Source organism: Vibrio sp. L5-1, assembly GCF_021728315.1.
In the GTDB taxonomy this organism is placed as follows: domain Bacteria; phylum Pseudomonadota; class Gammaproteobacteria; order Enterobacterales; family Vibrionaceae; genus Vibrio; species Vibrio splendidus_K.
On sequence record NZ_JAKKCQ010000009.1, the window covers coordinates 127,547 to 146,744 of the forward strand.

General features: G+C 45.0%; 15 protein-coding genes and 1 pseudogene. 4 read left to right on the forward strand and 12 right to left on the reverse strand.

The window, feature by feature from the left end:
• The first annotated feature begins 126 nt into the window (after nt 1–126).
• A complete protein-coding gene (locus tag L3V35_RS22415) occupies nt 127–1,278 on the forward strand; it encodes a hemolysin family protein (protein ID WP_017077566.1) in 1,152 nt (383 codons plus the stop codon).
• 80 nt (nt 1,279–1,358) lie between these two features.
• On the opposite strand, the gene L3V35_RS22420 is transcribed toward L3V35_RS22415, so the two are convergent.
• Nucleotides 1,359–1,946, reverse strand: coding sequence for a DUF416 family protein (locus tag L3V35_RS22420; RefSeq protein ID WP_136977257.1), 588 nt, complete (start codon nt 1,944–1,946; stop codon nt 1,359–1,361).
• Nucleotides 1,947–2,017: 71 nt separating this feature from the next.
• Between L3V35_RS22420 and L3V35_RS22425 the strand changes: the two genes are divergently transcribed.
• The gene (locus tag L3V35_RS22425) at nt 2,018–2,944 is read left to right on the forward strand and encodes a D-2-hydroxyacid dehydrogenase (protein WP_237300682.1); all 927 of its coding nucleotides are present in this window, start codon (nt 2,018–2,020) and stop codon (nt 2,942–2,944) included.
• Nucleotides 2,944–3,537: a uracil-DNA glycosylase family protein gene (locus L3V35_RS22430; protein ID WP_146456957.1), complete on the forward strand. Its 594-nt coding sequence runs from the start codon at nt 2,944–2,946 to the stop codon at nt 3,535–3,537. Before L3V35_RS22425 ends, L3V35_RS22430 begins: the two co-directional genes overlap by 1 nt.
• Nucleotides 3,538–3,645: 108 nt before the next feature.
• On the opposite strand, the gene hemE is transcribed toward L3V35_RS22430, so the two are convergent.
• Both hemE and nudC read right to left on the reverse strand, forming a co-directional pair.
• Nucleotides 3,646–4,713 carry a uroporphyrinogen decarboxylase gene (gene hemE, locus L3V35_RS22435; RefSeq protein ID WP_004729761.1) on the reverse strand — a complete coding sequence of 356 codons (1,068 nt, stop codon included), beginning with the start codon at nt 4,711–4,713 and terminating at the stop codon, nt 3,646–3,648.
• 299 nt (nt 4,714–5,012) lie between these two features.
• Nucleotides 5,013–5,822, reverse strand: a complete 810-nt coding sequence (gene nudC / locus L3V35_RS22440; RefSeq protein WP_237300683.1) for an NAD(+) diphosphatase — start codon at nt 5,820–5,822, stop codon at nt 5,013–5,015.
• Nucleotides 5,823–5,987: 165 nt separating this feature from the next.
• Here nudC and L3V35_RS22445 point away from each other — a divergent pair, with 165 nt between their 5' ends.
• The gene (locus tag L3V35_RS22445) at nt 5,988–6,485 is read left to right on the forward strand and encodes an Rsd/AlgQ family anti-sigma factor (protein ID WP_054548255.1); all 498 of its coding nucleotides are present in this window, start codon (nt 5,988–5,990) and stop codon (nt 6,483–6,485) included.
• 348 nt (nt 6,486–6,833) lie between these two features.
• Here the strand turns inward: L3V35_RS22445 and rpoC are convergent, their stop codons facing one another.
• The 9 genes and pseudogenes from rpoC to tuf form a co-directional block, all read right to left on the reverse strand.
• A complete protein-coding gene (gene rpoC, locus L3V35_RS22450; protein ID WP_029222058.1) occupies nt 6,834–11,036 on the reverse strand; it encodes a DNA-directed RNA polymerase subunit beta' in 4,203 nt (1,400 codons plus the stop codon).
• A gap of 90 nt (nt 11,037–11,126) precedes the next feature.
• The gene (gene rpoB / locus L3V35_RS22455; protein WP_029222057.1) at nt 11,127–15,155 is read right to left on the reverse strand and encodes a DNA-directed RNA polymerase subunit beta; all 4,029 of its coding nucleotides are present in this window, start codon (nt 15,153–15,155) and stop codon (nt 11,127–11,129) included.
• Nucleotides 15,156–15,390: 235 nt separating this feature from the next.
• Nucleotides 15,391–15,756 carry a 50S ribosomal protein L7/L12 gene (gene rplL / locus L3V35_RS22460; protein WP_054548256.1) on the reverse strand — a complete coding sequence of 122 codons (366 nt, stop codon included), beginning with the start codon at nt 15,754–15,756 and terminating at the stop codon, nt 15,391–15,393.
• Between the two features lie 57 nt (nt 15,757–15,813).
• Nucleotides 15,814–16,308, reverse strand: a complete 495-nt coding sequence (rplJ, locus tag L3V35_RS22465) for a 50S ribosomal protein L10 (RefSeq protein WP_017077558.1) — start codon at nt 16,306–16,308, stop codon at nt 15,814–15,816.
• 243 nt (nt 16,309–16,551) lie between these two features.
• On the reverse strand, nt 16,552–17,256 hold the full coding sequence (rplA, locus tag L3V35_RS22470) for a 50S ribosomal protein L1 (RefSeq protein WP_017077557.1): 705 nt from the start codon (nt 17,254–17,256) through the stop codon (nt 16,552–16,554).
• A gap of 4 nt (nt 17,257–17,260) precedes the next feature.
• The gene (gene rplK / locus L3V35_RS22475) at nt 17,261–17,689 is read right to left on the reverse strand and encodes a 50S ribosomal protein L11 (protein ID WP_010435555.1); all 429 of its coding nucleotides are present in this window, start codon (nt 17,687–17,689) and stop codon (nt 17,261–17,263) included.
• Nucleotides 17,690–17,901: 212 nt separating this feature from the next.
• Complete coding sequence (nusG, locus tag L3V35_RS22480) at nt 17,902–18,450, reverse strand: transcription termination/antitermination protein NusG (protein ID WP_012605006.1); 549 nt, start codon at nt 18,448–18,450, stop codon at nt 17,902–17,904.
• 13 nt (nt 18,451–18,463) lie between these two features.
• The gene (gene secE / locus L3V35_RS22485; protein ID WP_017073785.1) at nt 18,464–18,841 is read right to left on the reverse strand and encodes a preprotein translocase subunit SecE; all 378 of its coding nucleotides are present in this window, start codon (nt 18,839–18,841) and stop codon (nt 18,464–18,466) included.
• A gap of 223 nt (nt 18,842–19,064) precedes the next feature.
• Nucleotides 19,065–19,198 (reverse strand): annotated as a pseudogene (gene tuf, locus L3V35_RS22490) (elongation factor Tu); the annotation flags it as partial.

Below are 19,198 nucleotides of genomic sequence, written 5' to 3' on the forward strand. Positions count from 1 at the left end.
TTTTATTGAGCAAGCCCTTGTTTAAAAGGGGCTGAGAGGCAAATTAATGATGACCTAGCCACTACTTTATCTCTATAATCCACGCTGAATCGCTGCTAAAGCGTACAATTTAATTTAAGGGCAAACATGCTGCTGCTAACTATTTACGTCTCCATTGCTATTGGAGTTTCTTTCATTTGTTCTGTTTTAGAAGCTGTACTTTTGAGTATTAGTCCGAGCTATATTGCTCAACTAAAACAAAATGGGCACCCTGCAGCAGAGTCTTTAGACAAACTGAAAACAGACATTGACCGCCCACTCGCGTCAATTTTAACGCTCAACACCATCGCGCACACAATCGGTGCTGCGACGGCAGGTGCACAAGCGGCTGTGGTTTTTGGTAGCCAATGGTTAGGTGTATTCTCTGCCGTACTGACTTTGGGTATTTTGGTTTTGTCTGAGATTGTTCCAAAAACCATTGGTGCAACCTACTGGCGCCAACTTGCTCCAGCATCATCAAACGTACTTCGCTGGATGGTTTTCTTTCTAACACCGTTTGTCTGGTTCTCAGAACAGATCACCAAACGTCTTGCTCGTGGCCACCAAGCACCAAAAATGCGTGATGAGCTGTCTGCAATGGCTATTTTGGCAAAAGAGAGTGGTGAGTTTGCTGAAGGCGAATCAAAAATTCTGAGCAACCTATTAGGCATTCAAGATGTGCCCGTGACTCAAGTAATGACGCCGCGCCCTGTTGTATTCCGCGTCGATGCCGAAATGAGCGTGAATACGTTCCTAGAGCAACACAAAGACACACCATTCTCGCGCCCATTGGTTTACAGCGAGCAAACTGACAACATCATTGGTTTTGTACACCGTCTGGAGCTATTTAGATTACAACAAGCGGGTTGTGGCGAGAAAGCTCTGGGTGAAGTAATGCGCCCTATCCACGTGTTGCTGAACAATATGGGCTTGGCTAAAGCCTTTGACCAAATGATGGCAAACCGCCTGCAGCTTTCCTTAGTGGTTGACGAGTACGGTACGATTCAGGGCATCATCACCCTAGAAGATATCTTTGAGCACCTAGTGGGCGAAGAGATCGTCGACGAGGCAGATAAGACAACTGACATGCAAGAACTGGCATTTCAACGTTGGGAACAATGGAAAGAAACACACGGTGTTATCGAAAACCGCGATGAAGAGGACGAGCTAGAGGAAAAAACTCTAACAGACAACGACACCTCAGACTCAAAGTCAGCGGATGAAGACAAGGTTCAAAAAGAAGACAAAAAAGACGCTTAATCTCAATTTGATACCGTCAGATACAACAAAGGCTCCCTAGGGAGCCTTTGTTTTTATTCGTACTTTGGTGCGATAGCGAATTATAACGCTACACCAATGTTACTTACTGGGTCTTCACGCAGTTCGTGGCGTAGATCTTTGATCAGATCTAGGTCACGCTCGGTCGTTTCACGTAGAGGTCGGAAGATGGCCCATTGAACGTCCCACTCTTCACACACGGCTTCGTTTTCTTTCTGGTTTTCGTTCGTTACTTCTTCAGCGCCTTGAGCAAACTCAAGCTCAGCAACCGTCTTCACCGATTGTTGACTCACTTTAATCACAGCTTCAAGCATATGCTCACGATCAAGTAATCCATGAATAAGTGTAGCTAAACCTTGGCATGCATCCATTGCTGGGTAAACACCATAAAAATCAAAATCATCACCACTAGGGAATAGCTCTTCAACTTTCTCAAGTTGACGCTCAAAATTCACCTTTGCCGTTTTAACGGTTAGGATTTCCCAAATGCTATCCAACACATCACGATAGATTCGAGCTTCCGCAAATTCTGTATTCTCACAAAACATGGCATAGTTAGGGTACATACGCTCACATAGACACGCCATAAAGGTAATTTGTTGCCAAGGTTCTAACTTTTCTAGACGAACCTGCAGTGGATTCTGAAGCATAGTCACTCAATAATTGCAGAAAAAGACAGCGAAAGTGTACTTGATAAACCTAGGATGGAAAAGGTAGGCCGATGAACAATTTTACGAATAAGCTCTATATTCTTACCGAGCATGACGATACTTACACGCAACTGATTGTAAACCGAGATTTACCTGACCTAGAAATCACCTCAAACCCCGAGTTAGCGGAGATCATCTTGGCCTCTCCTCCGCTGATCGCAGAGCGTCTTGATGAGTTTAAGCATCTGGATTGGGTGCAAAGTATCTATGCAGGGATCAACAAATTAACCCAACCGAATTTACGTCAGGACTACACGTTGACTAACGTCAAAGGCATCTTCGGCCCTGCCATTGCCGAATACGTATTGGGTTACACAATCAGCCACTTTAGGCATTTCACTCATTACCACCAGCAACAACAACAGCGAAACTGGCAACCACAGCTTTATACTAGCCTAACCGACAAAACCATGGTGATTTTGGGAACAGGTTCAATTGGCAGCCATTTGGCGAAAGCCGCTTCTGCGTTTGGTATCCATACGATTGGGGTCAATCGGACAGGTATCCCATCAAAGCAAGAGACCTTCAAAGACACTTTCCACATTAATGAATTAGAAGCCGCCCTCAAACAAGCAGATATTGTGGTGAACACACTGCCATCAACGGATGAGACATACCAACTACTGAATCAAACCACCTTAAGCTACTGCTCTAACGTATTGTTGTTTAATGTCGGTCGCGGGGAAAGCGTAGACAATAAAGCGTTACTGCTTGCGATTAAGAATAAATGGGTTGAACACGCTTTCTTGGATGTCTTTGAATCCGAACCCCTCACGCAAGAACACCCGTTTTGGAAGTTACCGCAAGTAACCATCACCCCACACATTGCGGCTCTAAGTGAGCCAAGACAGGTGGTGGAGATCTTCGCCGAGAATTACCAACAGTGGCGAGATGGCTTTAAACTTAACCATGTCATCGATTTTGATAAAGGTTACTGATGCCCTCATCGTTACTCAAAGAGATTCGACAATGCCGAGCTTGTGAGCCTCACCTATCACACGGTGCTAACCCGGTGATTCAAGCGCATCCAAACGCGCGCTTGCTTATCATTGGGCAGGCACCCGGCATCAAGGTTCATGAGTCATCGATCCCTTGGAATGATGCCAGTGGCGAACGATTAAGAGAATGGTTAGGGATAGATAGCGATACGTTTTATGACGAGCAAAAAGTCGCGATTGTTCCAATGGGGTTTTGTTATCCGGGAAAAGGAAAGAGTGGCGATCTCCCACCACGTAAAGAGTGTGTGGAGCTTTGGCATAACAAAGTGCTGCAATCGCTACCCAACATCCAAATGACACTGCTGATTGGCCAATACGCACAAAACTATTACCTAACAAATAAAACCACCAGTACGCTCACAGAAACAGTACGTAACTGGCAGGTTTGGGCACCTGATTTTTTACCGCTACCTCACCCTTCACCACGCAATAATATCTGGATTAAGAAGAACCCTTGGTTTGAAAATGACGTTATTCCTTACATCCAAAAGCACATCTCGGAGCAATTGGCCTACTATGATCCAAATACCTAATTAGCTGCACATCCACGATGATGAAGCCGATATTGGATGCGGATAAAAAGGTAATAAAAAAGCGCTGCCGATTTCTCGACAGCGCTTTTTCTAAAAACACATACTTAATTACTTATGGTATGGCTTAGATAGGTCATGAACTGCGTCCACAAATACACCAGCATTCTCTGGTGGCACATCTAGGTGAATACCATGGCCAAGGTTAAATACGTGACCAGTACCGCCGTCACCAAAACCTTCAAGGATAGTGCCGACTTCTTCACGAATACGCTCAGGTTGTGCGTAAAGCACTGATGGGTCCATGTTGCCTTGTAGAGCCACTTTATCGCCAATACGCGCTTTTGCATCCGCAATATTGATTGTCCAGTCTAGACCCACCGCATCACAGCCAGTCGCTGCGATAGATTCTAGCCACATGCCACCGTTCTTAGTGAACAGAGTAACCGGTACGCGGCGACCTTCGTTTTCACGGATTAGGCCATCTACAATTTTATGCATGTACTGTAGTGAGAACAGGTTGTAGTCACGCGGAGTAAGTACACCACCCCATGTGTCGAATACCATTACCGATTGTGCACCCGCTTTAATTTGCGCGTTCAGGTATTCAATAACGGTGTCAGCCAGTTTATCTAGAAGTAAATGAAGTGTTTGTGGCTCTGCGTACATCATCTTCTTGATCTTAGTAAACGCCTTCGAGCTGCTGCCTTCTACCATGTAAGTTGCCAGTGTCCAAGGGCTACCAGAGAAACCAATCAATGGCACTTCGCCTTTCAGATCTTTACGGATCTGACGAACGGCATTCATTACGTATTGAAGCTCTCCTTCTGGATCAGGTAGGCCAATCTTCTCTACGTCAGCTTTACATGTGATAGGACGTTCAAACTTAGGACCTTCACCAGTTTCAAAGTACAAGCCTAAGCCCATTGCATCAGGGATAGTTAGGATGTCAGAGAACAAGATTGCCGCATCAAGCGGGAAACGACGTAAAGGTTGAAGTGTTACTTCTGATGCCAGTTCAGCGTTTTTGCACAAAGACATGAAATCGCCAGCTTCAGCGCGCGTTGCTTTGTACTCTGGAAGATAGCGGCCAGCTTGGCGCATCATCCATACTGGTGTGTAATCAACAGGCTGTTTTAAAAGTGCGCGTAAATAGCGATCGTTTTTTAATTCGGTCATTCCGTTAAATTCCAATTCAATCTTGTCTAGTTTTGATGGCAAGTATTCTAACACTGATTGAAGGGTAAAAGCTGTGTGCTTTGCAACCTAGATCAAGTTATTAACTTTTAAATCAATGCTTAATTTGCACCCAATTGCAGGAGCATGTTAAAAATTTGTTCGCTAGCGAAAATTACAATTATAACATCTGAGTAGTCACTACTCAGCATCTCATAACGACATCTTACTTACCCCCTCCACTTGTGGAGGGTTTTTTTTAGCTTTTGACCACCTATAGGCCAAATACTATCATAGGTAAATTAGTACTCTATCGTCTGCTCCGTCACATCATCTTTCGCCACGTCACCCACAGTTTTCTCAATCAATTGTCTCGCAATCGTTCCTACTGGTGCAACATCAGGCAGGCTTGTTACATCAAACCATTGGGCATCCGACAATTCACTATAATCTGGTTTAAGCGTCCCACCAGCATAGTCAGCCAGAAAGGCCATCATCATACTCGACGGAAAAGCCCATGGCTGGCTGCCAAAGTAACGGATATTACTGACATCGATGCCTGTCTCTTCTTTGACTTCTCTTGCCACACACTGCTCTAAGGTCTCTCCAACCTCTAGGAAGCCCGCTATCACGGTATACATACCTGTTTTATGTCTTGGGTGCTGTGCAAGCAATATCTTGTTGTCGTTTCGTACAGCGACAATGATGCACGGGAAGATACGAGGGTAATGAAGCGTTCGGCAATCTCCGCATTGCATCGCCACCTGATTATGATTGAGGTGATTACGACCGCCACACTGAGGGCAAAAACGCATACTTTGCGTCATGTGCCCATACTGGATAGCTTTGCTTGCTGTTAGAAAACTCGATTCAGGCCAGTGTAATAACTCACGTAGGTTTATCATGGTCAGCTCACTCTCAACATCACAGTCGTTGAGCCAATACACCTTACGACCTTGATGCTGACCAATACAGATTGCATGCTCGACACTCAGCCCTAGCTCCTCTGCTGAGCCATAAGGAAACTGATCATTATTAACCCAAATATCACTACCTGAAACGACGCACCAATAAGCTTGCTCTGTCATTTTGTTATCACTTTTTTTTAACATCCCTATGCCTCATTGCTTGCAGTTCGTTCATTTTACTGGCAATCTAATTTCATACTAGAGTTGTAGCAGAGAATATTTCAAGCTATTACTTTTAGTAGTTACCAATAAACGGACCTTGCTTAGGCAATTACCATGATCACAAGGTTGTGATCAGATCATGAGGACATGGTCATGCTAAATAAATTCAAACAAATACAAGAACAATGGGGTGGCTCTAATGAGGTCATCGATCATTGGCTCGAAACTCGACAGTCTCTAATCGTTGAGTATTGTAAGCTTGCCGCTCTACAGCCTTCATCGTCGAAAGCAACGGCAATCACCGAACTGCCTTCTCCAGAAGAACTCCAAAAATTCAGCCAACACCTTGTTGATTACATCTCCGAAGGTCATTTCAAAATCTATGACATGGTGATGGACAAATGGCAGTCTACTGGCTTCAAAGCAACAGACGAAATCAACCAGTCTTATGGTCATATCGTCCTTACCACGGACCCTCTGCTCAACTTCACCGATAAGTACGCCGCCATTGAAGCTAGTGATACATTAGAAAGCTTTGATAGTGAGCTGTCACTTATAGGTGAGATTCTTGAGGCTAGGTTTGCGGTTGAAGACCAGCTGATACAACAAATTGCCGACAGCCTAGCGGTTCCACCAGGAGCTTAATGGCTTGACACCTTCTAAGCTTGCCTCTGTGCAAGCTTTTTGTTTTGTCTGTAGCGTGACCTAACACATCCAACTCTTTTACCAGAGCCTATTGGTTCGTCCCTACTCTGATGTTTTGCGATAACCCGACGTAACACTTCCACCAGTTTCATCCTCAGCGCCTCCCTGTAAACACGCAAGCTGCCTTAGAGAAAGTACTATCGACTAAGTCCACCAGCCAAGCAATCGACAAGCAAGCATACCTATCAACTTCGAATCGATAAGCCTCTCGTTAAACACTTATACGCCAGATACAAAAAAGGCACCCGAAGGTGCCTTTTCTTATCTCTTAGAGACTACTCGTAGAGCTTACTCTTCTGAAGAGAAACCAGCGTTTAGAAGTGCTGCTAGATTGTCAGTAGCTTGTTCAGCTGAAGGACCTTCTTGCTCTTCTTCACGTTGCTTTTGACGCTCTTGGTGGTATGCGAAACCAGTACCAGCTGGGATCAGACGACCAACAATTACGTTCTCTTTCAGACCGCGAAGGTCATCACGCTTACCAGAAACCGCAGCTTCTGTTAGTACGCGAGTCGTTTCTTGGAACGATGCAGCTGAGATGAATGACTCAGTTGCAAGAGATGCTTTAGTAATACCTAGTAGATCACGTTCGAAACGTACTAGTTCTTTACCTTCAGCTTCTAGCTTACGGTTAGCAATCTTAACATTGTGGTACTCAACTTGTTCGCCAGGTAGGAACGGAGAGTCACCAGAATGAGTGATTGTACACTTACGTAGCATTTGACGAACGATAGTCTCAATGTGCTTATCGTTAATCTTTACGCCTTGTAAGCGGTAAACTTCTTGAACTTCGTTCGCGATGTACTGAGTTACTGCGTGGATACCACGTAGACGCAGGATATCGTGTGGAGTTTCAGGACCGTCGGCGATTACATCACCACGTTCAATCTTCTCACCTTCGAACACGTTCAATTGACGATGCTTAGGAATCATCTCTTCGTAAGCGTCACCGCCTTCACGAGTGATTACTAGACGACGCTTACCTTTCGTTTCTTTACCGAAAGACACAGTACCTGTGTGCTCAGCAAGGATCGCAGGCTCTTTAGGCTTACGAGCTTCGAATAGGTCAGCTACGCGTGGTAGACCACCGGTGATATCTTTGTTTCCGCTCGATTTTTGAGGGATACGAGATAGTGTGTCACCAATGCCAACTTCAGCGCCATCTTCGATGTTTACAATCGCTTTGCCAGGTAGGAAGTAGTGAGCTGGCATATCAGTACCAGGGATCATTACATCGTTACCTTGCTCATCAACAAGTTTGATAGCTGGACGCATATCTTTACCTGCTGCTGGGCGAGCTGCTGCGTCTGTAACTTCACTTGAAGAAAGACCCGTTAGATCGTCAGTGTTACGAGAAACTGTAATACCATCGATCATATCTACGAATTGGATACGACCTGCCACCTCAGTGATGATTGGCATGGTATGCGCTTCCCAGTTAGCTACAACTTCACCAGCAGTAACTGCTGCGTTGTCGCCTTTGGTTAGCATCGAACCGTAAGGAAGTTTGTGCTTCTCTTTCGTACGGCCGAATTCATCAATAATCGTCATCTCAGATGCACGAGAAGTGATAACCAGTTTCTTATCTTTGTTAATTACGAACTTAGCATTGTGAAGCTTCACAGTACCAGTTGTCTTAGCTTGGATGCTGTTCTCTGCTGCTGCAGTAGATGCCGCACCACCGATGTGGAACGTACGCATCGTTAGCTGCGTACCCGGTTCACCGATAGATTGTGCAGCGATAACACCAACTGCTTCACCTTGGTTCACTAGGTGACCACGTGCTAGGTCACGACCGTAACACTGTGCACAACAACCGAAGTCTGCATCACAGGTAACTACAGAGCGCACTTTCATGCTATCTACTGAGTTATCTTCCATGATTTGACACCACTTCTCATCAATCAGAGTATTACGTGGAATCAGTACATCTTCAGTACCAGGCTTAAGAACATCTTCAGCAACAACACGACCAAGAGCAAGCTCAGAAAGTGCAACTTTAACGTCACCACCTTCGATGTGAGGCATCATGTCGATACCTTCATGCGTGCCACAGTCATGTTCGTGTACTACAACATCTTGAGCAACGTCTACTAGACGACGAGTTAGGTAACCCGAGTTTGCTGTTTTCAGTGCTGTATCCGCAAGACCCTTACGAGCACCGTGCGTTGAGATAAAGTACTGAAGGACGTTTAGACCTTCTTTAAAGTTCGCAGTGATCGGCGTTTCGATGATTGAACCATCTGGACGCGCCATCAGACCACGCATACCTGCTAGCTGACGAATCTGAGCTGCAGAACCACGTGCGCCCGAGTCGGCCATCATGTAGATGCTGTTGAACGATTCTTGCTGTTCTTCTTCGCCGTCACGGTTAATAACTGTTTCAGAAGACAGGTTATCCATCATTGCTTTCGCAACGCGGTCATTCGTAGATGCCCAGATATCGATAACTTTGTTGTAACGCTCACCCGCAGTAACAAGACCAGATTGGAATTGCTCTTGGATTTCGCGAACTTCTTCTTCAGCAGATTCAATCTCGTCGTATTTCGCTTGAGGAACAACCATATCGTTGATACCTACAGAAACACCAGAAAGAGCCGCGTATGCGAAACCTGCGTACATGATTTGGTCAGCAAATACTACTGTATCTTTTAGACCAAGCTTACGGTAACACTCGTTAAGAAGAGTAGAGATCTGCTTCTTACCTAACTTTTGGTTAACGATGCTGTACGGAAGGCCTTTAGGAACGATCTGCCATAGCATTGCACGACCTACAGTCGTATCTACTAGGCCAGTATTCGTTGTGCTATTGCCGTCTTCGTCTACTACTGTTTCAGTGATACGTACTTTAACGCGAGCATGTAGCTCAGCAGTCTTAGTACGGTATGCCTTTTCAGCCTCAGCAGGGCCAGCAAGGTACATACCTTCACCTTTCACGTTGATCTTGTCACGTGTCATGTAGTAAAGACCCAATACAACGTCCTGAGAAGGTACGATGATCGGATCACCTGATGCTGGCGACAGAATGTTATTCGTCGACATCATTAGGGTACGAGCTTCAAGCTGTGCTTCTAGAGTTAGAGGCACGTGTACAGCCATTTGGTCACCATCGAAGTCGGCGTTGTATGCCGCACACACTAGTGGGTGAAGCTGAATCGCTTTACCTTCGATTAGTACTGGTTCAAACGCTTGGATACCTAGACGGTGAAGTGTAGGTGCACGGTTAAGCAGTACTGGGTGTTCACGGATAACTTCGTCTAGGATATCCCAAACGATCGCCTCTTCGCGCTCTACCATTTTCTTAGCAGCTTTGATTGTCGTAGCCATGCCACGAGTCTCTAGCTTGCTATAGATGAACGGCTTAAACAGCTCAAGTGCCATCTTCTTAGGAAGACCACACTGATGTAGACGAAGGTATGGACCTACTGTGATTACAGAACGGCCAGAGTAGTCTACACGTTTACCTAGAAGGTTCTGACGGAAACGACCTTGTTTACCCTTGATCATATCAGCAAGAGATTTCAGAGGACGCTTGTTAGAACCCGTGATCGCACGACCGCGACGACCGTTATCTAGAAGGGCATCAACAGACTCTTGCAACATACGCTTTTCGTTACGTACGATGATGTCTGGAGCCGCTAGCTCTAGAAGACGCTTCAAACGGTTGTTACGGTTGATCACACGACGGTAAAGGTCGTTCAGATCTGAAGTCGCAAAACGACCGCCATCTAGAGGAACTAGAGGACGAAGATCTGGCGGTAGCACTGGAAGTACAGTTAGGATCATCCACTCAGGCTTGTTGCCTGACGAGATGAACGCTTCAACTAGCTTCAAACGCTTAGTAACTTTCTTACGCTTAGTTTCAGAGTTAGTTGTTTCCAACTCTTCGCGCATTTCTTCCACTTCTTGATGAAGGTCCATTGTTGAAAGCAGATCTTTGATCGCTTCAGCACCCATCTTAGCAGTGAATTCGTCACCCCACTCTTCTAGACGATCCAGGTACTCTTCTTCAGTAAGCATCTGAGATTTTTCTAGATCAGTCATACCCGGTTCAGTTACTACGTACATTTCGAAGTAAAGAACACGTTCGATATCACGCAGAGGGATATCCATTAGTAGACCGATACGAGACGGTAGTGATTTTAGGAACCAGATGTGAGCAACTGGTGAAGCAAGCTCGATGTGGCCCATACGGTCACGACGAACTTTAGTTTGTGTAACTTCAACGCCACACTTCTCACAGATAACACCACGGTGCTTCAGGCGCTTGTATTTGCCACAAAGACATTCGTAGTCTTTAACTGGACCAAAAATACGTGCACAGAACAGACCATCACGTTCAGGTTTGAACGTACGATAGTTAATTGTTTCTGGCTTTTTAACTTCACCAAAAGACCACGAACGGATCGTGTCTGGTGAAGATAGACCGATTTTGATTGCATCAAATTCTTCGGTCTTATGCTGTGCTTTTAGAAAGTTTAATAAGTCTTTCACGTTCAGCTCCTGTAAGGAGTTAAAGGAGCTCACCGACTAAAGTGAGCCCCCTTTACCAAGTAATCCAATCTTCTTTATAAAAAAGAGGGATTACTCTTCGTCTTCTAGCTCGATGTTGATACCTAGCGAGCGAATCTCTTTCAACAGTACGTTGAACGACTCTGGCATGCCAGGTTCCATGCTATGGTTGCCATCTACGATGTTCTTATACATCTTAGTACGGCCGTTAACGTCATCCGACTTAACTGTTAGCATTTCTTGTAGAGTATATGCAGCACCGTATGCTTCTAGTGCCCATACTTCCATCTCACCGAAACGCTGACCACCGAACTGAGCTTTACCACCAAGTGGTTGCTGAGTTACTAGGCTGTAAGAACCAGTTGAACGAGCATGCATCTTGTCATCAACCAAGTGGTTCAGTTTCAGCATGTACATGTAACCAACAGTTACAGGACGCTCAAACGAATCACCAGTACGACCATCAAACAGTTTAAGCTGACCAGATTCTGGCAGATCACCCAGTTTAAGTAGTTCTTTGATTAGAGACTCAGAAGCACCGTCGAACACAGGAGTAGCAATCGGTAGACCGCCACGTAGGTTCTTAATCAGTGTACGAACTTGATCATCAGACAGTTCAGCAATATCAACTTTCTGACGAGTATCACCAAGATCATAAACCTTCTGTAGGAACTCACGGAACTTATGCAGTTCTTGTTGTTCCTTAACCATTTGGTTGATCTTGTCACCGATACCTTTCGCAGCCAAACCTAAGTGAACTTCTAGGATCTGACCGATGTTCATACGCGATGGTACACCCAGCGGGTTAAGTACGATGTCTACAGGCTGACCTTTCTCATCGTATGGCATGTCTTCAACAGGGTTAATCTTAGAGATTACACCTTTGTTACCGTGACGACCGGCCATCTTATCACCAGGCTGGATACGACGTTTAACCGCTAGGTAAACTTTAACAATCTTAAGAACGCCAGGCGCTAGATCATCACCTTGAGTGATTTTACGACGCTTAGTTTCAAACTTCTTATCGAAGTCTGCTTTTAGCTCATCCCACTGCTCAGCAAGTTGCTCAAGCTGTGTTTGTAGCGCATCGTCTTCTAGAACTTGCTCTAGCCATTGCTTACGACCGATAGTATCAAGCTTAGCTTCAGAGTAACCACCAGACAGAAGTACAGCTTTAACACGGTTAAGAAGGCCACCCTCAAGAATTTGGAACTCTTCAGTTAGGTCTTTCTTAGCTTCTTTAAGCTGCATCTGTTCGATTTCAAGTGCACGTTTGTCTTTCTCTACGCCATCGCGAGTGAAGACTTGTACATCGATGATAGTACCCGAAACAGAGTTTGGTACACGTAGAGAAGTATCTTTAACATCAGACGCTTTCTCACCGAAGATAGCACGTAGTAGCTTCTCTTCAGGAGTCAGTTGAGTTTCACCTTTAGGGGTTACTTTACCAACTAGGATGTCGCCACCCTTAACTTCAGCACCAATGTAAACGATACCTGACTCGTCTAGTTTAGACAGAGCAGACTCACCTACGTTTGGAATATCAGCTGTGATCTCTTCAGAACCCAGCTTAGTATCACGAGCCACACAAGATAGTTCTTGAATGTGGATTGTCGTGAAACGGTCTTCTTGAACTACGCGCTCAGATACTAAGATCGAGTCTTCGAAGTTGTAACCGTTCCAAGGCATGAATGCGATACGCATGTTTTGGCCAAGAGCAAGTTCACCAAGGTCAGTTGAAGGACCATCAGCAAGAACATCACCGCGTGCAACTGGTTCACCAGGAAGTACAGTTGGACGTTGGTTAATACATGTGTTTTGGTTCGAACGCGTGTACTTAGTTAGGTTGTAGATATCGATACCAGCTTCGCCAGGTACCAATTCATCTTCGTTAACCTTAACTACGATACGAGAAGCGTCTACAGACTGAACTTGACCACCACGTTTAGCAACCGCTGTAACACCAGAGTCAACTGCGATGTTACGTTCAATACCAGTACCTACTAGAGGCTTATCAGCTCTAAGTGTTGGTACCGCTTGACGTTGCATGTTGGCACCCATCAATGCACGGTTCGCATCATCGTGTTCTAGGAACGGGATAAGCGAAGCAGCGATAGATACTACTTGGTTTGTCGCAACGTCCATGTAGTCAACGTGCTCGCGTGGGTGAAGACCAGATTCACCTTTCTGACGAGCTGTGATTAGCTCATCTGCAAACGTACCTTCTTCTGTAAGAATAGTGTTTGCTTGCGCGATTACGAATTGACCTTCCTGGATTGCAGACAGGTAATCAACTTCTTCTGTTACTACACCATCTACTACACGACGGTACGGAGTTTCTAGGAAACCGTAATCGTTACAACGTGCAAACGCAGATAGCGAGTTAATTAGACCGATGTTTGGACCTTCAGGCGTTTCGATCGGACATAGACGACCGTAGTGAGTTACGTGAACGTCACGTACTTCGAAGCCTGCGCGCTCACGAGTAAGACCACCAGGACCTAAAGCAGAGATACGACGTTTGTGCGTAACTTCTGACAATGGGTTGTTTTGGTCCATAAACTGTGAAAGCTGTGAAGAGCCAAAGAATTCTTTAACTGCAGCAGAGATCGGCTTAGCGTTGATAAGATCTTGAGGCATGATTGCATCAAGGTCACCAAGGCTTAGGCGCTCTTTAACGGCACGTTCTACACGAACTAGACCAACACGGAATTGGTTTTCTGCCATTTCACCTACAGAACGGATACGACGGTTGCCAAGGTGGTCGATATCGTCCACTTCACCAATACCGTTACGGATGCCGATCAGTTTCTTCATCACTTCGATGATGTCTGATTCATCCAGAGTACCGCGCTCTTCTTCTTCTTCACGCTCGATAGAGCTGTTGAATTTCATACGGCCTACAGTTGATAGGTCGTAACGATCTTCAGAGAAGAATAGGCTTTCGAACAATGATTCTGCAGCTTCTTTCGTTGGTGGCTCGCCAGGGCGCATCATGCGGTAGATTTCTACCAATGCAGAGATGCGATCTACTGTGCTATCCGCACGTAGAGTGTCTGACATGAATGGACCATGGTCTAGGTCATTCGTGAACAGCACTTCTAGAGTCTTGTGACCTGCTTGAGACAGGTTAGCAAGTGCTTCTAGGCTAATCTCTTGGTTTGCGCCAACGATGATCTCGCCAGTTGCTTCGTTGATGTAATCTTTCGCAGCAATCTTTTCAACGATGTACTCTACTGGTACTTCGATGTGCTCAACGCCATCTTTTTCAAGTTGACGGATATGGCGAGCAGTAACACGACGACCAGTCTCAACGTAAGTTTTACCGTTTGATTCGATGTCGAATGACGCAGTTTCACCACGTAGACGATCAGGAACCAACTCCATAAGTAGAGTTTGGTCTTTAACTTCGAAGTTCACCTTGTCGAAGAACAGATCTAGGATCTCTTCAGTCGATTTACCAAGTGCACGAAGAATAATCGATGCAGGTAGCTTACGACGACGGTCGATACGTACGAATAAGTTATCCTTAGGATCGAACTCAAAGTCTAACCATGAGCCACGGTAAGGAATTACACGTGCGTTATAAAGAACTTTACCTGATGAGTGGGTCTTACCCTTATCACTGTCGAAGAACACGCCTGGGCTTCGGTGCAGCTGGGATACGATAACCCTCTCGGTACCATTAATTACGAAAGTACCATTGTCTGTCATAAGCGGAATTTCGCCCATGTAGACTTCTTGCTCTTTAATGTCTTTTACAGTGCCTGCTGGTGCGTCTCGATCAAAGATAACTAGACGTAGTTTTACGCGTAGTGGCTTTGAGTAAGTTACACCGCGGATTTGACATTCTTTAACGTCAAAAACTGGCTCACCAAGACGGTAGCTAACGTATTGCAGCTCAGAATTGCCGTTGTAGCTCTGAATTGGAAATACAGAACGGAAAGCAGCTTCAAGACCGTATTGACCTTCTGGATCCTGTTCGATGAATTTATCGAAAGAATCAAGCTGGATCGATAACAGGTATGGAATGTCCAAAACTTGTGGACGAGTACCAAAATCCTTACGGATGCGCTTTTTCTCGGTATAAGAGTAAACCATGGGGTTCCTCAGCTCGCTGATAAGTGACCCAAACCACCCAAAACACTCTTCAGAGGGGGCGGTGACAAACAGCTGTTTACTGTAGTTGAACAATCATTTCGAAAAAATGACTGTTTTTTTGCTCGGATTATGACGGTTAAACAGCGGGAAATTCGTCATAGCCCTACAGCGCAAAAAGGCCGGTGGTTAATAAACCACCAGCCAATAGCCTTGCGGCTAGGAAATTAAGTAATAATTACTTGATTTCAACAGAAGCGCCAACTTCTTCTAGCTGTGCTTTAAGAGCTTCAGCTTCAGCTTTGTCAACGCCTTCTTTAAGCGCTGCAGGAGCTGAGTCTACAAGACCTTTAGCTTCTTTAAGACCTAGGCCAGTTGCGCCACGTACAGCTTTGATAACTTGTACTTTGTTAGCGCCAGCAGCAGTAAGGATAACGTCGAATTCAGTTTGCTCAGCAGCAGCTTCAGCAGAAGCACCACCAGCTACAACTGCAGCAGCAGCAGTAACACCGAATTTTTCTTCCATAGCTTCGATAAGCTCAACAACTTGCATTACAGACATTTCTGCAACTGCGTCTAGGATTTGCTCGTTAGTAATAGACATAACAATTCTCTTTTAAGTCAACAATAAGTTTAAATAGCAACCAGTGAAAAGCAAGGCTTATGCCGCAGCTTCTTCTTTTTGGTCGCGAACAGCAGCGATAGTACGAACCAGCTTGCCAGCAGAAGCTTCTTTCATGCACATCATTAGGCGTGCGATAGCTTCGTCGTAAGTTGGTAGTGTCGCTAGTACATCAGCATCAGTAACTGCGCCTTCAAATGCAGCAGCTTTGATCTCGAATGTTTTGTTCTCTTTAGCGAAGTCTTTGAAAAGACGCGCTGCAGCACCAGGGTGCTCGTTAGAGAACGCAAGTAGGCTAGGACCAGTAAATGTGTCTTGTAGACACTCATACTCAGTACCTTCTACTGCACGGCGTGCTAGTGTGTTACGAACAACTCTCATGTAAACACCCGCTTCGCGAGCTTGTTTACGTAGAGAAGTCATCGCGCCAACAGTAACGCCACGAGAGTCAGCTACAACTGCAGAAAGTGCACCACTGGCTGCTTCGTTGACTTCAGCAACAATTGCTTTTTTGTCTTGAAGATTTAAAGCCATTTGGATTAACCTCTGGTTGTGATTACAGCACTCAATATAAAATACATTGAGCGTTTACGATGTTATTCAAAAATGAATAAATTCATTTCAAACGACAACATCGCCTACGTAGGTTTTATTAAGCTTCACCTTAAAAGGTTCAGCGCCTACGGTCTTGGGATAGACAGTTATGAATTGCTTCAAAAACCACCCAACCACAAATATTAGGCGCAGAAGTATACACTAAATCTGCGCCAAAGCAAATTAGTTTGCTTGAGTGTCAAGACTAGCTTGATCAACAGTAACACCAGCACCCATCGTAGTAGAGATGCTTACTTTCTTCAGGAAAGTACCTTTCGCTGAAGAAGGCTTAGCTTTCTTAAGAGCAACTAGAAGTGCTTCTAGGTTCTCTTGAAGCTGGTTAGCTTCGAAAGACGCTTTGCCGATAGTAGTGTGGATGATACCGTTCTTGTCGTTACGGTAACGAACCTGACCAGCTTTAGCGTTCTTAACCGCTTCAGCAACGTTAGGAGTTACAGTACCAACTTTAGGGTTTGGCATTAGACCGCGTGGACCTAGGATTGTACCTAGTTGACCAACAACGCGCATTGCATCAGGAGAAGCAACAACAACGTCAAAGTCCATTACGCCTTTTTTCACTTGCTCAGCAAGATCTTCCATACCAACGATATCTGCGCCAGCTGCTTTAGCTGCTTCTGCGTTTGCACCTTGAGTGAACACAGCAACGCGGATTTCACGGCCAGTACCGTGAGGTAGCACAGTTGCGCCACGTACGTTTTGGTCAGATTTACGAGCATCGATGCCTAGGTTAACAGCAACATCTACAGACTCAACGAATTTAGCAGTCGCTAGTTCTTTAAGAAGAGCAACAGCTTCGTTGATTTCGTATTCTTTAGTTACTTCAACTTTGTCGCGGATTACGCGCATACGCTTAGTAAGTTTTGCCATGATCTTATCCCTCTACCACTAGGCCCATTGAACGAGCAGTACCAGCAATAGAACGCTTCATTGCTTCGATGTCAGCACCAGTCATATCAGCAGCTTTAGTTTCTGCGATTTCCTGAACTTGAGCGTCAGTTACAGTACCAACTTTCTCAGTGTTTGGACGACCTGAACCAGACTTAACGCCAGCAGCTTTCTTAAGAAGAACAGCAGCAGGTGGAGTCTTAGTTACGAACGTGAAAGAACGGTCGTTGTAAACAGTAATTACTACTGGAGTAGGTAGACCTTTCTCAACAGATTCTGTTTTTGCGTTGAACGCTTTACAGAATTCCATGATGTTCACGCCGTGTTGACCTAGAGCAGGACCAACCGGTGGACTTGGGTTTGCCATACCAGCTGCAACTTGCAGTTTGATATAAGCTTCAACTTTCTTAGCCATGATATTTCCTAATTTTTGGGTACATGCGCTAGCCCTAAGGCAAGCTCCCCTTAATTTCAATTAACTCTTTCTTACTTCGATAGAAGCAAAAAGGCGCGAAATTATAATCATAATTCGCGCCTTTAACAACCCTAAAAAGGTGGTTTTTTATACTCTTTTATTTTGAACAACTTATGAAGTATTTATCCACAGCTTGTTCAAAGATTAGAGTTTTAGTCTAGCTTTTCAACTTGACCAAATTCAAGCTCAACCGGTGTTGCACGACCAAAGATCGATACAGATACCTTAATGCGGCTTTTCTCGTAATCTACTTCTTCAACTGTACCGTTGAAATCAGCAAACGGACCATCGTTCACACGAACCACTTCACCCGCTTCGAACATTGTCTTAGGACGTGGAGACTCGCTCGCTTTCTCTAGACGGTTCAAGATAGCATCAGCTTCTTTGTCAGTGATTGGTGCAGGACGATCAGAGGTACCACCAATGAAGCCCATAACACGAGGAATACTGCGCACTAAGTGCCATGATTCATCATTCATGATCATTTGCACTAATACGTAGCCAGGGAAGAACTTACGTTCGCTTTTACGGCGTTGACCTGCACGCATTTCCACTACTTCTTCAGTAGGTACTAAAACGTCACCAAAGAACTCTTCCATGTCGTGCATTTTAATATGTTCGCGTAGCGATTGAGATACACGACCTTCATAGCCAGAAAAGGCTTGAACTACATACCAACGTTTTTTTGGAGCTTCACTCATGAATCAGAACCCTCTACACCCCAGTCGCTAGAGAAACTAAACGGACCATAATGCCGTCAATTCCCCAAAGCACTAGAGACATAACAATACATACAGCTAAAACGATCAATGTAGTTTGCATAGTTTCTTGGCGAGTAGGCCAAACAACTTTACGAATCTCCATACGAGATTCTTTTGCAAAATCGATCGCAGCTTTACCTTTAACTGTTGTTGCTGCAACGCCTAGTGCGGCAGCAATCAGCACAACTACACCTGCAGCGCGAATTACAACAGACAATTCACCATACAGGTAATTACCCACAACAGCAGCAGCCAACAGTACAAAAGCGACTACCCACTTCATTGTATCTGCTGCACCTGAGCTATCAGGAGTTTCAGCGTTTGCTTTCATAAAACCAACCTGTGATAAGTCTTAAATATAGACGACAATAACCCCGCTGTTGCAGGGCACATTCCTTTGCGTTGCAAAACAACACATCTAACAGTCATTTTAGTCAAAAAGACCGTTTAATTCTTTGCTGAGAGCTAAAATTGATGCCAAAACATCCAACTCTTTTTTCAGCGAAGAAAAAGGGCATCAAATGATGCCCTTTTTACTAGTGGTTCGTCAAATCTTATGCAAAGATTTTAGCTACAACACCAGCACCAACTGTACGGCCACCTTCGCGGATTGCGAAACGTAGACCTTCGTCCATTGCGATTGGAGCGATTAGCTCAACAGTCATTTGAACGTTGTCACCTGGCATTA